Source organism: Cyanobium sp. LEGE 06113 (genome assembly GCF_015207615.1).
The window spans coordinates 87980-103388 of record NZ_JADEWM010000009.1 but is presented as its reverse complement, the minus strand read 5'-3'; the positions used below and the strand labels follow the sequence as shown (position 1 = coordinate 103388).

The window sequence follows — 15409 nt, the reverse complement described above, 5'->3', positions numbered from 1 at the left end:
AACTGGAGCTCGGTCTCGATGACAATCGAGACACCTTGATCTCACCCCAGCAGCTGCAGCGGGATCTGGCCTTCTGGATCGAGGGCTACTACAACCGGGAACGGCGCCATTCAACGATCGGTTACCTAAGTCCGATCGACTACGAGCAGCAGTTCATCACTGCCCGTACACTCACTCCTGTGAACCCCTGATCAGTGTCCACGGAATCGGGGGAACCCCAAGTGGTATTCGAAGGGCGGTTCAAGGCTGGTGGATGGAGCGGTGACCAATCGCCGTCCATACAGCTCAGGGTGTTGGTTGGAGAAGGCAATTAGGCGTTCATCCTCTGAGCGGTAGTGCCAGGACAGAGTCCGGACACCTTGTCCAGGTAAGACCGCCTTGACGGCTTCGAGCAGCGACTCCGCTTCATCGACGGCGTCAAAGGAATCGTCCTCTGGGTCATCGTTAGTTGCGATCTCATCCTCGTCCTCTTTTATCGCGAAGAACGAGGTGCTGGTTGGGGAAAGCTGTTTGGAGTCACCCGCGACGATCGTTTGCTTCCCGCGGAGAATTGAGGTGACTGCCTCAAAGGGAACGATCTGACTGGCCTCGTCAAAGATGACGACATCGAAAAAGGCCTTATCTGGAGGGAGTAACTCAGAGACCACAAGGGGACTCATTGCCCAGCACGGTTTTAGTGCTTTGAGTAATTCGGGTATCTCAGCGAAGAGCCGTCTAGCAGATTTACGCTTACGTCTCCTCTTGTGCTGGGTTTCGATTAAGTCGGCCTGCTCAGGATGTGCGTTCCGTACGGCATGAGCCCGCTCAGCGCAGAGACGGCGTATGCGCGATCCATTTGTGCGTATATGATCTGCATCCCGTTCTCTGAAGTCCTCGATGTTTCGATCGAGGTACTGACGCCCAGAGTTACGTAAGGCTGGCGACTGGATGCGAATGGCTTCTTCGACGTAGTTCGACCACTCTTTCTTCAGGCCATCACAAATCGGCTTCGCGGGTTCACCCGCACAAAGTTGGTCGAGCAGCTGATTAAATAATTCCCTTGAGCCAGCGACAAGCTGCTCGAGAACCTCGAGCTTACGATGTAGGTCAGGGGCATAAGGCAATTGAGTTCGAATCCCTTCAACACGGCTGATAACTGCATCGACCTCTTCGATTGAGCAGCTGTCAGGTATCAAGTCCTCGATCAAAGAGTTGAGTCGCGACAACTCCTCAAAGAAATTCGTCAGGGTGTCTCTGAGATCTTCCGGATATGTTCTCGCTTCTGCCTGCAAACCCACTGCATGAAGGGAGCTAAGAGCAGTTATGGCTCGGCAAGCAGCTCGAAGAGTTGCTGCTGATGGCTGCACGCCCTCTTGCAACGCCGACTTCAGGCCAGCCAGTGAATCTCGGTAACTCTTGTCAAAGAGGTATTTGAAGCACCTCAGTAGAAACGGTTGAGCCAGGTCCTTTTTCAGGCGCCTGAGCTGAGCAGCGGCAGGAAGCTTGCGAGGGTCAGGAGCAATGAGTTCCAGGTTTTCGCTGATGACATCGAAGTTGTCAAGGATTGGCTGGATTTGATGAGGCTCTGTATCAACACCTCTTCGCCTCTTAATCGGGCCTTGGCTTCCACCTCTTGGAGCCAGTCTTTGATTGAGCGTTGTGCTCCTTTGAGCTTGTCCACAGCTTCAAGAGCACTGCGGATTGATTGAGGTGTTTGAAGTTGGCCGTTTCTGATCGCCTTTGCTAAAGGTGATCTGCTGGAGAGCAGGTCTTGAGCTGCAAGAGAAATCAGCTCTGCCAAGCACTTCTCGGTGCATCTGATCTGGTCAAGGGTGATCGCATCCAGGCATGACGTACCTAGATCGAAGCCTTGAGACGGTTCATGGCCAGCCTCCATCGCTAGATTCAGAACCTCTATGTAGGAGCAGTTCCAGGGTTCCTGCTTTGTCTGAATGGCTGCGCTTCGGTCAACAAGCTTTTGCCGAATCTCCTCAAGCTCTAGTTGTTGTGCGCTGAAGTCTCTATCGGGGACTGACTTGATTTCTTTGAGAGCTGAGACGAAGGGCTCAGTAGGCCTTTTTCGAACTGCCTCTGAGGAGTGCACATCGAAGAAGCAATCCCCTAGCCCAACACTGTCAATCCGCTTCTTAACTGCATTGATTGCTGCTCGCTTGTCCGCGACGAAGAGAACACTCTTCCCGACTGCGATGTAGCTTGCGATCAAGTTGGCGATCGTCTGGCTTTTTCCTGTGCCAGGTGGCCCCTCAATGATAAGGTTTTGTCCCTGCAGCGCGGAGTTGATCGCCCACTGCTGACTGGAGTCAGCATCGAGTACTAGGAACTCCTGTTTGGGGGGGATGAAATTTGGTGCGTCCTGCCTCGCGTCACTGATGTCCTCCCTTAGGGCGTCCTTGCTGTCAGCGTCTCCAGCGAGTGCTGCGATCAGCGTGTTCTCTTCAAGCGACTCAGTCGCGTTCTGCAGGTCTGCAACCATTGGCAGGTTGGGGTACTTGAGGTTTTTGATCGCATTACCATCAAGCCTTTGAACTTCGAGGTCTGCAGGACACTGCGCTTCAAACAGCTCCCATAGCTTCTCCTCTGTGGGGTCTTCCAGGTCTTCAAGGCACTCGTCCTTGATGCCTACCGCCATCCGGCGTTGCAGGTGGAGGATCAATACGGGGTTGATCTCCGGTTCAGTGTCGACAAGCCTGAGCTTGGTATTGATGAGTGCGCCTCCTTCGTTCTCCAGTTCGATTGAGTAGAGAAATAACGGCGCGTTGGCTTTGCTGATCTTGTCGGTCTTCCAGGTGGCGAATCCAGAAGCAAGCTTGAGCACTTCGATGCCGCGTTGCTCCTTGAACTCGATGGCCATCTTGATGGCGCCCTTCACTGGCTTGATCTGATCGGGATCAGTGAGGTCGCATAGATCTGTGATCGCGACTGTGTCTCCGTTCAGCAGCTTGGAGAGCCCTTTGGGGGCAGGAAGGATCGTTGATGTCTTAGTGAACTTGAAGTTGATCAGGTCGTTTCTCGCCGTGAGGTCAACGAGCTCGTCAGCCCATCGTTGGAAGCGCTCCTGCAGGTCACTCATTTCAGCTGTTTGGGGTTCCCCCGATTTCGTGGACAGAGGTCAGGGGTTCACACGGTTGAGCGTACGGGTAGCGATCAACTGCTGCTCCGTAGTCGATCGGGCTAAGGAAACCGATCGTTGAATGGCGGCGTTCGCGGTTGTAGTAACCCTCGATCCAGAAAGCCAGATCCCGCTGCAGCTGCTGGGGGGAGATCAAGGTGTCTCGATTGTCATCGAGGTCGAGCTCCAGTTTCAGGGTGGAGAAGAAGCCCTCCGCTACAGCGTTGTCCCAGCAGCAGCCCTTGGCGGACCTGCTGCAGACGACCTTCTGCTCCTTCAGCAGATCGCGGTAGTCACTCGCACGGTACTGGCTGGCCTGATCCGCGTGCAGCAGCAGCTGCGTCGGCTCTACCTGACGGTGGCCGAGAGCCCAATTGAGGGCCTCGATCACCAGAACGGCATCCATCCGCTAAATGCGCATCCAGTCGACCATACGGCGGCTTACCAGGTCAATCCAGACAGCCAGGTACCGCCAACAGGCCGTGGTGCGGACATGCGTGATGTCGTCCGCCCTGAAGCGGTTTGGAGCCGGGGGCGGGAAGCCCTGCTGGAGGGCCATGTTCGCCACCATCACAACGGCTCATCTGCTGCCCCCGGAGCAGGGCCTGAACGGCTTGCGAGCCCTGGCCTTGAGCTCAGCCCGTTGCATGAGGCGAGCGACGCGGTGACGACCGGCCTGGAGGCTCGGAGCTCCTGGTGGATCCGGGGGGAGCCGTAGAAGCCTCGGTACTCGCCATACACCACTTGGATCTCAGCGGTGAGCCGGGTGTTCTCGGCCGCCCGCTTTCCCAGAGCGCCAGGTTGGTGGAGGGAACGCCCAACCGCTCGGCCACGGTGTTGCAGGAAAGGCTCTCCTGCAGGCAGCGCTCCACGGCCTCAGCGTTCTGTGGCAGCGTGAACCGGTGTCTGGTTCTGGTGGGATTGGTCATCGATGAACAGTCTGATGGACATGGCGAGACCCTTACCGACTTGTCCTTGAAACCGGGGGAACCCCACATCGATCCCTTCACTCTTTGGGCCTCTTCAACCGCGGCATCACCGATGCCCAGCGCCAGTGATCGGCCCGCGGACAGCCGGTGGGGGGTGGGGTTCACCGCCGTCCTCCAGATGGCTTCCCTCGCTTCCCCTTCCCGCCAGCAGCCTGCTCCTGCGGCATCACCTGCATGATCGGTTGCGGCTGGTGCCTGAGGTGAAGAAGAGGTTCAGGCCTCGTTCAGCAGGCTCAGCGCCTCCATCACCTGGAGTCGGATGCCGCCCAGACGGGTCCAGGCCCGCACCGCGTCTTCTCTGCTCCGGTAGGGGCGCCAGTCGTCCTCAGCGATGCGGCGTTGCAGATAGGCCGCCACGCGCTGAGCGACGGCCACATCGCTGCGCCTTGCTAATCGCAGCGTTTTCCCACCGATCACCACTTCAGCAGGCATGGCATTCGCAGCCACAGCCGGCGTGGCAGGGCTCACCGTTGGGGTGCCCCATGGCGCAGGCGTCGCTGCAGAACAGCAAGACGCCGCTGCGGAAGGGCGTCTCCGGTTTCACCGTGCAGTTGCACCCAGGACAGGCGCAGTTCAACGCGGTTGGTCTCCCCATGGTCGTGGTCATGGCCTCTGCTTGGTCAGCTCATCTGCACCCACTCTGGCGCCGGCGGCGCTGCGCTGGATCGGCCAGTGGCCACAACCAGGGCAGCGCAAGGGAGTCAGTCGCGAGGGAGTCAGATCGGTGCGGGCTCGGCTGCTGCTGAAGGCCGGCGACGCATCGGACTGAACAGCAGCGCCAGGGCAAAACCGGTGAACTGAACGATCACCACGCAAGGCCCTGAGGGCAGGTTGGCGAGGCCTGACAGAAGCAGCCCGATCAGCGCACATCCCCCGCCCAGGATCGCTGAGACGATCATGTAGGTCGGGAAACGGCGGCTCAGAAGCCGGCCGGCACAGGCAGGAATGACCACGAAGGCGCTGATCAGCAGCACCCCCACCGCCTTGATGGACACGGCCACCACCACCGCCAGCAAGACGATGAAGGCCAGGCGGTGCCAGTGGGCGCGAACCCCGAACGCCCCGGCCAGGTCGTTGCTGAGGGTGAGCAGCACCTGGGCCCGCAGACTCAGGCTGAGATAGACCAACGCGCCGAGCAGGAGTGTGCCGATGACGGCCAGATCCAACCAGCCGATCCCGAGGATGTCGCCGAACAGCAGCTGCTGGATTCCGCCCCGGTAGGTGTCCACCAGGCTGAGAGCCACCACGGCGAAGGCCAGGGATGTGGAGTAAACGATGTTGAGCAGGGCATCAGCCGGCAGCTGGCTGCGTTGCACCAGCTGGTTGATCAGCAGTGCAAAGATCACCGCAAAGGGAATCAGCACCAGGGTTGGGTTGACCCCCAGCAGAATGCCGATGCTGATGCCGAGCAGGGCCGAGTGCCCCAGGGCATCACTGAAGAAGGAGAGCTGACGCAACACGGCAAAGCTGCCCAGCAGCCCGCCCAGGCTGCCCGTGAGCAGGCCGCCCAGCATGGCCCGCTGCATGAAGGGCTGGGCGATAACCCCAAGCAGTGCCGAGGGATCAGCCAAGCCTGCCCAGCTCCTTCCGATTGCAGGCGTGACTGTGCTGATAAGGCACCACATTCGGGCCATAGAGCTCAGCCAGCCGAGCCGGACTCAGGGCATGGTCAGGAGCCCCGCTGCAGCGCAGTCGACGGTTCAGACAGAGCACCTGGTCACAGGTGCGTCGCACCATGTCGAGATCGTGCGACACCTGGAGAACGGTCCAGCCTTCCTGGCGGCGCAGCTCCAGCAGCAGCTGATAGAACTGCTCGCAGGCAAGCCCATCAAGACCCGCCTGGGCTTCGTCGAGCACCAGCAGCTGCCGGGGCCGCACGACACAAAACGCCAGCAGCACCCTTTTCAGTTCACCGCCCGAAAGCTCACTCAGCAGACGCTCACCCAGCTCGCTGCATCCAGTGCGCTCCAGGGCCCGCCTCACCGCCTCCCGGCGGCGTCGGCCGCCAGTCCAGGACAGGCTCAAGCCGGGGGGATCGCAGCCGAAGCCCACGAATTCCGCCACGCTGAGCGGAAAGCGCCCTTGCAGGGCGAGGGTCTGCGGCAGATAGGCAACCTGGGCCCGAATCGAGCGGGGCAGCTCCCCTGCCGGCCCCAGGGCGTGGCCGAGGATCCGCACGGTGCCCGCCTGCCTGGGCAGCAAGCCCAGCAGGGCGGCCACCAACGTGCTCTTGCCTGCTCCATTGGGACCAACCAGGGCTGTGTCCGTTTCCCTGGCCAGCTGAAAGTCCACAGCATCCACAGCCAGAGCCCCAGCACGCTGGACGGTCAGGCCCCGCACCTCGAGCACCACTGGGGACACGGGGGCGCTCATTGGCTGAAGGCCTGTCGCAGGTTGGTTGCGTTGCCGCGCATCACGTTGAAGTACGTGCCGGGGTCAAGGGCAGCTTGCTCGCTGGAGGTTTCCATCGGGTCAAACACGCTGATCCGCACCCCCAGATCTTTGGCCAGGGCGTTGAAGGAGCGGTCTCCTTCCTGAGGTTCAGAGAGCAGTGCCCGCAGCTGGGTCTGTTCCACGATCTCGCTCACGCGTTGCAGGTCAGCGGGGGAGGGGTTCATCTCGGGCACATCCACCAGATACTCTGCCTTCAGGCCATAGCGCTCCGCAAAGTAGGGGGCGAAATCGTGGAAGGCCACGAAGGTTTTCCCCTCGAAGGGCTTGAGCTGGCTGGCGATCTCGGTGTTGAGGCCCTTCAGCTCTTCAGTGTAGGCCTCTGCGTTGCGCCGATAACCCTCTGCGCAGCTGGGGTCGGCCTTCACGAGGCCGTCGCGAATCGTCTCCACCTGCTGCACGGCCCGCAGTGGATCCAGCCAGATGTGGGGGTTCACCTCACCGTGGCCGTGTCCATGCTCCTCCGCGTGGTCAGCCTCGTTGTGGTCGTGCTCCTCCTGGGACGCGATCGTGGTGACCCCCTGGCTTGAATCGATCACGACCAGGTCGGGGTTTTCGGCGGAAGCCACGAGCTTGTCGAGAAAGCTCTCCATTTCCAGACCGTTCTTCACCAGCACCTGGGCCTCCCGCAGGGAAGCCAGATCCCCAGGCTTGGCCTGAAAATCGTGGGGGCTGCTGCTGGGGGGGATCAGCGCGTTGACTTCGGCGCAATCTCCCGCCACAGCACGGGTGAACAGCGTGATCGGCAGGAAGGTGGTGACCACCTTCAGCCCCGGCTCGCCGCTCTCGGAATCGGCGGTTTGCTGTGGGGCTCCACAGGCCACAAGCAGGAAGGCCAATCCCAGCAGGCCCGCGCGCCGCAGACAGGACAACAGAACGCTCATCTGGATAGATTGAGAACCATTCTCACCCTACAGGAGATGGTGGGGCCTCTTCGGTGCCGCCAGCCAGGCCGTGTCACCGCCACGCCGGGGCCGCTCCTAGCCGAAACCGGCTCCGCCCGAGCGGCGTTCCCGCTCCCTGCCAGGCCCGGCAACAGGCCACAGCCACCAGCGGCCCTGGTCGCCGCCGGCCGCCAGGTGCAGCCCATCCGGCCGCCAGGCCAGAGCCTGGAACCCCTGGCCTTCGCCTTCAAGGGGTTGCAGCAGGCGGCCCCGGCTGTCCCAGAGAGCCACGCTGCCATCGGCGGACGCGCTGGCCAGCAGGGGGCGGCCGGGTGCGAAGGCCAGGGCCTGGACCTTGCGTTGATGCCACAGCAGGGGCTCAGGCGTCCAACCTCGTTCACCTTGATCGCGCTGCTGCCACAGCACCACCGTGTCGGCAGAAGCCACCGCCAGGGCAGGCGCCAGTCGCCCGGGCTGATCGCTCCAGGCCAGCGCCCTGACCTTGGCCGGGAAGCCGCTGAATTGCCAGGGCCGACCTTGGCCCGCCTCAGGCCAGAGCAGCAGCGAGCGATCCATCTGGCCACTGGCCAGCAGGTCACCGAACGGCGCGTAGGCCAGCACCAGGCCCACCGAGCCGGTGGGGGCGCGCAGGGGCTGGGCTTGGGGCGCTGCATCGGGTTGCCAGAGAGCCACCTCGCCCTGGCAACTGGCGGCCAGTTGTCTGCCATCGGCGCTCCAGGCCAGGGCCTGGACTGTGCCCGGCAGATCCAGGCGATCCGGGCGCCACTGGCGCACGGCCCCATCCCAGAGGCGCACCTGGCGGCCAGCGGCCACAGCCAGCACCAGGCCGTGGGGTTGCCAGGCCGCCGCATCGAGCCAACCGGCCCCCAGTGGCATCGGCTCCAGAGCCATGGGCCGGATGCCGCTGCCGCCCAGCTCCCAGAGCAGCAGCTCTCCCGCCTGGCCCACTGCCATCAGGAACTGGTCATCGGCACTGAAGCCGATCGCATCGAGACTGCTGTCGCGATCCCCCCGCAGCTGCTCTTCACAACCGGCGCCAAAATCGAGCAGCACCAGTTCACCACCGGCGCTCGCGATGGCAAGAAACGCGCCATCGCTCGACCAGCTCAGGCAGGTGATCGCCTGCTGCAGCTCGCCGCAGAGTCGCTCACACACCAGAGCCGCAGGTGTTGCCATCGCCGCTCAGGCCACGCAGGCGTGGAAGCCAGAGCGCAAGGCTTCCGGATCAAGGTTGCGGCCGATGATCACAAACTGCGTTGAGCGCTGCTCGCCGTCGTGCCAGGCACGGTCGAAATCCCCGTCCAGAAGCATGTGCACCGATTGGAACACATAGCGCTTGCCCTCTCCCTTGAGCTGGATGATTCCCTTCATTCGAAACAGATCAGGACCCCGCTCGGCCACCAGATCCGCCAGCCAGCTCCCCAGCCTGTCCAGATCCATGGGCCGCTCCTCCACCAGCGCCAGCGAACCCACGGCGGCGTCGTGTTCGTGCTCGTGCTCCTCCACCAGGAAGCCAGGATCAAGGCTGAGAGCCCGTTCCAGCTCAAAGGCTTCCACCCCGAGAATCTGCTCCATGGGCACAGCGGCGCCGGTGGCCGTCAGCAGCCTGGCCACCGGGTTGATCGCCCGGATCCGCTGCTCGATCAAACGACGCTCGCTCTCGTCCACCAGGTCGCTCTTGTTGAGCAGCAGCACATCGGCAAAGGCCAGCTGCTCCTGCACCTCCTCCGCCTCCCAGTGCTGGAGCACGTGCTTGAGATCCACCAGGGTGACCACCGCATCGAGCCTGAGCTCATCGCGTAAGTCCTCATCCACAAAAAACGTCTGAATCACCGCAGCAGATGCAGCCATTGTTCATCTCGAAGATCTCTTCATCGGCGTTGACCACCAACTGGTTGTCGATGCCCACTTCGCCGAACTCGTTGACGATCACGGCCACCTTCAGGCCGTGTTCATGGGTGAGGATCCGGTTCAGCAAGGTGGTTTTGCCGGCACCGAGGTAGCCGGTGAGCACCGTGACCGGCAGGCGCTGGGAGGCGGGAACCGCACTGGAGAAGGCCATGGCAGGGGCGGGAAGCCGAAGCCTCTGGTGTGAGAATGGTTGTCATTCTAGTAAGAGCACCGGCACCGGCCGGCCCGCATGGCTCGTTCTGAAACCGCTCGTGTTGTCCACCTCAATCCCTCGCCGGGGGCTGGCGATGGCTGAGCTGCTGATCGCCGGAGCCGGCCCCCAGGCCCTGGCGCTCAGCTGCCAGCTGCTGCAGAAGCGGCCCCAGTGGCGCCGCCATCTGCGCGTGGTGGATCCCACCGGTGCCTGGATGGTGCGCTGGCAGCGGCAGATGCAGGCCTTTGAGATCCCCTGGCTGCGGTCTCCCTCCCCCCATCACCCCCACCCCAATCCCCATGCCCTGCGCCGCTATGCCCAGGATCAGCAGCGCATGCGGGAGTTGGAAGGGCCTTACGGCCTCCCCCACACAGGCCTGTTTGCCGACTTCTGCCGCGGCGTCGTTCGGGAGTTTCAGCTGGCTGAGCGGGTGCAGGCGCTGTCAGTAGCCCAGATCCAGCTGGGTCCGGCTTGTCCTGCCTCGCTGCAGGTGACCCTCAGCGATGGGGCGCTGATCCAACCGCGCCGACTGGTGCTGGCCACGGGAATGGGTGAGCCCGTGCTGCCCAGCTGGGTGACGCGCATCGCGTCGCCCTATCCGGCCGAGGCCCTGCAACACAGCCAGACGCTTGATCTGGCCACGTGCCATGGGTTGCTGGGCCAGCACATCCTGATCGTCGGTGCTGGGCTCACCAGCGCCCACCTTGCCCTCGGCGCGCTGAGGCGAGGTGCCCAGGTCACGATGCTCTGCCGGCGGACGCTCCGGAGCAGGCCGTTTGATGCGGACCCGGGCTGGCTGGGCCCGAAGTATCTCAAGGCATTTCACGCCGAAGCCTGTTGGCGTCGACGCCACAGGCAAGTGGTGGCGGCGCGTGACGGCGGCTCGATCACGCCCCTGTTGGCTGCTCAACTCGATCAGATGCGCCGCCGGGACCGCCTGCAGCTTCACGAGCACGGCCAGGTGCAGTCGGCCTGCTGGCAGGCGGGCGGCTGGCAGGTTGACTGCCTTGATGGCTGCCGGCATCGGGCCGATCGCCTCTGGCTGGCGACGGGCCAACGTCAGGGCGTCAGCCAGCATCCGCTGCTGCGCCAGCTGCTGGATCAGAAGCCCATCGAGCTGATCAACGACTTCCCTGTGCTGACCAGCGACTTGCGCTGGCCCGGCACCAACGTGCACCTGATGGGAGGTCTGAGCGCGTTGCAGCTCGGCCCCGCCGCCCGCAATCTGTTCGGGGGGCTCGAAGCGGCAAAACGCATCGCTCGGGCAGCCATGAAGGCCTGAGCACAGGTTCCGGCTGATGGATCGAGGGTCGCTCGTAGGGTCACCACAGCGGCAGAGCGGTGTGCGCATCAGCATCATTGGCTGCGGCTGGTTGGGCACAGCCCTGGCCGGCGTCTGGCAGGCCCGCGGCCAGCACGAGTTGCTGGTCACCACCACCCGCCCGGAACGCCTGGCCGAGCTTCAGGCCCTGGGTCTGCAGGCACGGCTGCTCCGGGGCGGTGACACCGCCGCGATGGCCGACGCCCTGGCGGAGGCGGAGGTGGTTTTGCTCACCCTGGCGCCCGGGGGCGATCGCCAGGTGGACGCCGACGCCTACGCCTCCACCTACCTCCCCACCTGCCGCTCCCTGCTGGAGCTGCTGCCGCAGCTGCCCCTGCTGCGCCAGATCATCTACACGAGCAGCTGCGGCGTCTATGGCGATGCGGGGGGCGACTGGATCGATGAATCCACGCCGCCCCAGCCCCGCGATGACCATGCCGCAGTGCTGCTGCAGGCCGAGGCGTTGCTGGGGCAGGCCGCCCAGCCGGTGGCCCTGCTGCGCCTCGGCGCCCTGCACGGTCCAGGCCGGGAGCTGGCCCCGCGCCTGGCCAGGCTGGCGGGCAGCCGCCGGCCCGGGGATGGCAGCACCTGGAGCAACTGGATCCATCGCGACGATGCCGTGGTCGCCATCGACCGGGTGCTGGAGAGCGGCTTCAGCGGCACGCTCAACGTGGTGGATGGCCAGCCGGTCACCCTGCGTCAGCTGATGGATCGGGTCTGCTCCAGCCAGGGGCTGGAGCCTGTGCAGTGGACCGGCGGCTCCGAACAGACCCCGGCCGCGAACCGGCGCATTCGCAACACGGGCCTGCTGGCCCTGGGCGTGCCGAAGCCACGTAACGTTGCGGGCCCAACGGCCCAGGCATGAGCTTCCGCTATCTCGATCGGGTCGCCAGCGCCGAGTCGATCCAGCAGTTTCTCGATCTGGCTGACCTGGCGGTGGGCGCCGGCCAGTCGGCAGACAACGTGTTCATGCTCTCGCACCGGCTGCGTGCCTCGCGGCCGATGCAGCTCTGCCTCAGCCGCCTGCAGCGCGATCCGGCCAGCTGGGCCTGGGTGGAGCAGCGCCGCCCCATCGCCCCTTACAACCTCGAAGCCCTCAGAGCGATGCCGAAGGGCAGCCTGGGCCACACCTATGGCACGGTGATGGCCACCCTCGGCTACGACATCAACTTCTTCCCCGAGCCGGCCTTCTTCAACAACCTGGAGAGCGACGCCGATTACATCAACTACCGCGTGTACGCCACCCACGACATCCACCACATCGTGACGGGCTTCAGCCTGGATAACTATGGGGAGCTTGGCGTGATCAGCGCCAGCGTGGCCCAGTTCTCCCATCCCGGCCTGGCCTTCACCGATCTCATTGCCCTGCTCACCTCCTGGTTCCGCACCGACACGCCGATCGAGGAGCTCGACAACCCCCGGGAGCAGGCCCGCACCACGGCCTACGTGTTCCGCATGATCAGCCGTGGGCTGGAGCTGGGCCTGGAGGCCCAGCCCCTGTTTCCGGTGAACTGGCCGGAGCGCCTGGAGCAGAACCTCGAAGAGCTGCGGGTGGAACTGGGCATCCAGCCAGTACGGCAGGGCCTGTTCAGCTGGCACAGCGATCAAGACCTGGCGGCGGCCCTGGCCGCCTGAGCTCAGACCAGCAACGGCAGCTGGGCCGGCTCGCTCTGCTGGAAGCGCAGGCGCCCCTCAGCAGCCTCGCTGGCATCGGTGGTCACATCCACCACGATGCTGTGGCCCGGCGTGAACCGGCCCGCCAGGATGCCCTTGGCGATCGGGGTTTCCAGTTCGCGCTGGATCGCCCGCTTCAGCGGCCTGGCGCCGTAGACGGGGTCGTAGCCCACCCCGGCCAGCCAGTCGAGCGCGTCGGCGTTGAGCTGCAGCCCCAGCTTGCGCTCCTCCAGGCGTCGCTCCAGCCGCTGCACCTGCAGTTCCACGATCTCGCGCAGCTCCTCCTGGCGCAGGCTGTGGAAGATGATCGTTTCATCGAGGCGGTTGAGGAACTCGGGGCGGAAGTGGGCCCGCAACGCCTCATTCACCCGCTTCTCCATCTCGCCGTGGCGGGCTGGGTCGCCGGCCAGATCCAGGATCGAGGCGCTGCCGATGTTGCTGGTGAGGATCAGCACCGTGTTGGTGAAGTCCACCGTGCGGCCCTGGCCATCGGTGACGCGGCCGTCATCGAGGATCTGCAGCATCACGTTGAACACGTCGGGGTGGGCCTTCTCCACCTCGTCGAACAGGATCACGGCGTAGGGGCGCCGCCGCACGGCCTCGGTGAGCTGGCCGCCCTCCTCGTAGCCCACATAGCCGGGAGGGGCGCCGATCAGGCGGCTCACAGCGTGTTTCTCCATGTACTCGCTCATGTCGATGCGCACCATGGCGTCGTCGGCATCAAAGAGCTGGGCGGCCAGGGCCTTGGAGAGCTCCGTTTTGCCCACGCCGGTGGGGCCGAGGAAGAGGAAAGAGGCAATCGGCCGGTTCGGGTCGCTGAGGCCGGCGCGGGAGCGCTGGATGGCATCGGCCACGGCGGTCACGGCCTGGGCCTGGCCGATCACCCGGGTGTGGAGTTCGTCCTCCAGGTGCAGCAGCTTCTCCATCTCGCTCTGCACCAGCTTGCTCACCGGGATCCCTGTCCACTTGGCGATCACCTCGGCGATGTCCTCTTCGGTGACCTCCTCGCGCAGCAGGGTTTTTTCGGTGCTGCCCTCAGCACCATCCGGGCCGCTGCCGCCGCTGAGCTCGGCCTCCTTGCTGGCCAGCTTGCGGTGCAGGTCGGCCAGGGTGCCGTACTCGAGTTCAGCTGCTTTGTTGAGGTCGTACTGGCGCTTGGCCTGCTCCACCTGCAGCTGCACCTGTTCGATCTCCTCCTTGAGCGCACCGAGGGACTCGATCGCTCCCTTCTCGGCCTGCCACTGGGCATTGAGACCGCTCTGCTGCTCCCGCAGTTCGGCGAGTTCCCGCTCCAGCCGCTCCAGCCGCTCCTTGCTGGCGGCGTCGGATTCGCGGCCCAGGGAGAGTTTTTCCATCTCCAGCTGCAGGATGCGGCGATCGAGTTCGTCGATCTCCTCGGGCTTGGAGGTGATCTCCATCTTCAGCCGCGCCGCCGATTCATCCACCAGGTCGATGGCCTTGTCGGGCAGGAAGCGGTCGGCGATGTAGCGGCTGCTGAGCACGGCGGCGGCCACCAGGGCGTTGTCGGCGATGCGCACGCCGTGGTGCACCTCGTAGCGCTCCTTGAGGCCCCGCAGGATCGAAATCGTGTCTTCCACGGTGGGCTGATCCACGAACACCTGCTGGAAGCGGCGCTCCAGGGCCGGATCCTTCTCGATGTGCTGGCGGTGCTCATCGAGGGTGGTGGCGCCGATGCAGCGCAGCTCGCCGCGGGCCAGCATCGGCTTGAGCAGGTTGCTGGCGTCCATCGAGCCGCCGGTGGCGCCGGCCCCCACCACGGTGTGGATCTCGTCGATGAACAGCACGATCTGCCCCTCGGAGGAGGTGACCTCCTTGAGCACGGCCTTGAGCCGCTCCTCGAACTCGCCGCGGTACTTGGCGCCGGCGATCAGGGCGCCCATGTCCAGCGACACCAGCTGACGGTTCTGCAGGGCCTGGGGCACATCGCCGTTGACGATGCGCTGGGCCAGCCCCTCCACGATCGCGGTTTTGCCCACGCCGGGTTCGCCGATCAGCACCGGGTTGTTCTTGGTGCGGCGGCTGAGGATCTGGATCGTGCGGCGGATCTCCTCGTCGCGCCCGATCACCGGATCGAGCTTGCCCTCGCGGGCGGCGGCGGTGAGGTCGCGGCCGTACTTCTCCAGGGATTCGTAGGTGCCCTCGGGGTTCTGGTCGGTCACGTTCTGGCTGCCCCGCACTGCCTGCACAGCCTCCTTGAGTTTGTCGGCGCTGGTGCCGGCCTGGGCGAGCAGTTGCTTGCCGCAGCGGTCGTCGATCGCCAGGGCCAGCAGCAGGTGCTCGATGGCGATGTAGCTGTCGCCATAGGTCTGCTTGAGCTGCTCGGCCTGGTCGAGCACGGCGTTGAGCCCCTTGCCCAGGTACACGTTGTCGGGCGGGGCGCTGAGGCTGGGCTGGGCGCTGATGTGGGCCTCCACCTTCTGGCTGAGGCTGCCCACATCCACGCCGGCTTTTTCGAGGATGCGGCCGGCCAGCCCCTGCTGGGCCAGCAGAGCCGAGAAGAGGTGCTCGCTCTCCATCTGCTGCTGGCGCTTCTGCACGGCCAGCTGCTGGGCGGCCACCACGGCGCCCCAGGCCTTTTCGGTGAACAGTTCTGCGGTGGGATGCATGGACGACTCTCCCTGTGATCTTGCGTTGTGATCACGCTATGCACGGCGGTAGCGGTTGAAACCCCTGGGAGCCGAACCGATCGGTACGGCGCTCCGGCAGCTGGTGGGATCTCCGTCGCTCACGGGTGGGGAAGCCGTCCCCCGGGCACCTCCAGCAGCAGTGGCCTCAGGGAGGCTGGCCGTTGGGCCAGGGCCATGGTTGGCCTTCGAGTCCCATCAGTGATTGCTT

Annotated in this window: 15 protein-coding genes and 1 pseudogene; 4 read left to right on the top strand and 12 right to left on the bottom strand. The window is 64.2% G+C overall.

Features of this window, described 5'->3' with window-relative positions; all coding sequences use genetic code 11:
* Positions 1-191, top strand: a 191-nt coding sequence (locus IQ220_RS13890; RefSeq protein ID WP_370566488.1) for an IS3 family transposase, incomplete at its 5' end; no start/stop codon positions are given.
* On the opposite strand, the gene IQ220_RS13885 is transcribed toward IQ220_RS13890, so the two are convergent.
* The 11 genes and pseudogenes from IQ220_RS13885 to IQ220_RS16600 all read right to left on the bottom strand — a co-directional run.
* Positions 192-1271: an AAA domain-containing protein gene (locus tag IQ220_RS13885; protein WP_193915839.1), complete on the bottom strand. Its 1080-nt coding sequence runs from the start codon at positions 1269-1271 to the stop codon at positions 192-194. It lies immediately after the preceding gene.
* A gap of 179 nt (positions 1272-1450) precedes the next feature.
* Complete coding sequence (locus IQ220_RS13880; protein WP_193915835.1) at positions 1451-3070, bottom strand: DUF4011 domain-containing protein; 1620 nt, start codon at positions 3068-3070, stop codon at positions 1451-1453.
* 1 nt (position 3071) lies between these two features.
* Entirely contained in the window at positions 3072-3515 is a 444-nt protein-coding gene (locus IQ220_RS13875) for an integrase core domain-containing protein (RefSeq protein WP_193915832.1), read from the bottom strand.
* Positions 3516-4311: 796 nt separating this feature from the next.
* On the bottom strand, positions 4312-4530 hold the full coding sequence (locus tag IQ220_RS13870) for a hypothetical protein (RefSeq protein WP_193915829.1): 219 nt from the start codon (positions 4528-4530) through the stop codon (positions 4312-4314).
* Positions 4520-4693 (bottom strand): metallothionein, encoded by a 174-nt coding sequence (locus tag IQ220_RS13865; RefSeq protein ID WP_228009238.1) that lies wholly within the window; start codon positions 4691-4693, stop codon positions 4520-4522. The genes IQ220_RS13870 and IQ220_RS13865 overlap by 11 nt, the downstream gene beginning before the upstream one ends.
* Before the next feature lie 121 nt (positions 4694-4814).
* A complete protein-coding gene (locus IQ220_RS13860) occupies positions 4815-5669 on the bottom strand; it encodes a metal ABC transporter permease (RefSeq protein ID WP_370561478.1) in 855 nt (284 codons plus the stop codon).
* Positions 5662-6471, bottom strand: a complete 810-nt coding sequence (locus IQ220_RS13855; protein WP_193915823.1) for a metal ABC transporter ATP-binding protein — start codon at positions 6469-6471, stop codon at positions 5662-5664. The genes IQ220_RS13860 and IQ220_RS13855 overlap by 8 nt, the downstream gene beginning before the upstream one ends.
* Positions 6468-7433, bottom strand: coding sequence for a metal ABC transporter substrate-binding protein (locus tag IQ220_RS13850; RefSeq protein WP_193915821.1), 966 nt, complete (start codon positions 7431-7433; stop codon positions 6468-6470). The genes IQ220_RS13855 and IQ220_RS13850 overlap by 4 nt, the downstream gene beginning before the upstream one ends.
* Before the next feature lie 96 nt (positions 7434-7529).
* Positions 7530-8630, bottom strand: coding sequence for a WD40 repeat domain-containing protein (locus IQ220_RS13845; protein ID WP_193915818.1), 1101 nt, complete (start codon positions 8628-8630; stop codon positions 7530-7532).
* Positions 8631-8636: 6 nt separating this feature from the next.
* Entirely contained in the window at positions 8637-8894 is a 258-nt protein-coding gene (locus IQ220_RS16605) for a GTP-binding protein (protein WP_370566492.1), read from the bottom strand.
* Positions 8895-9116: 222 nt separating this feature from the next.
* Positions 9117-9516: pseudogene (locus IQ220_RS16600) on the bottom strand (GTP-binding protein); the annotation flags it as partial.
* A gap of 136 nt (positions 9517-9652) precedes the next feature.
* On the opposite strand from IQ220_RS16600, the gene IQ220_RS13835 reads away from it, so the two are divergent.
* From IQ220_RS13835 to IQ220_RS13825, 3 genes are read left to right on the top strand one after another with little or no spacing between them, the layout of a single operon-like run.
* A complete protein-coding gene (locus IQ220_RS13835; protein WP_193915815.1) occupies positions 9653-10840 on the top strand; it encodes an FAD/NAD(P)-binding protein in 1188 nt (395 codons plus the stop codon).
* 16 nt (positions 10841-10856) lie between these two features.
* The gene (locus IQ220_RS13830; protein WP_228009237.1) at positions 10857-11744 is read left to right on the top strand and encodes an NAD-dependent epimerase/dehydratase family protein; all 888 of its coding nucleotides are present in this window, start codon (positions 10857-10859) and stop codon (positions 11742-11744) included.
* Positions 11741-12514, top strand: coding sequence for a Coq4 family protein (locus IQ220_RS13825; protein WP_193915810.1), 774 nt, complete (start codon positions 11741-11743; stop codon positions 12512-12514). Before IQ220_RS13830 ends, IQ220_RS13825 begins: the two co-directional genes overlap by 4 nt.
* 2 nt (positions 12515-12516) lie before the next feature.
* On the opposite strand, the gene clpB is transcribed toward IQ220_RS13825, so the two are convergent.
* Positions 12517-15180 (bottom strand): ATP-dependent chaperone ClpB, encoded by a 2664-nt coding sequence (clpB, locus tag IQ220_RS13820; RefSeq protein WP_193915807.1) that lies wholly within the window; start codon positions 15178-15180, stop codon positions 12517-12519.
* Positions 15181-15409 lie beyond the last annotated feature (229 nt).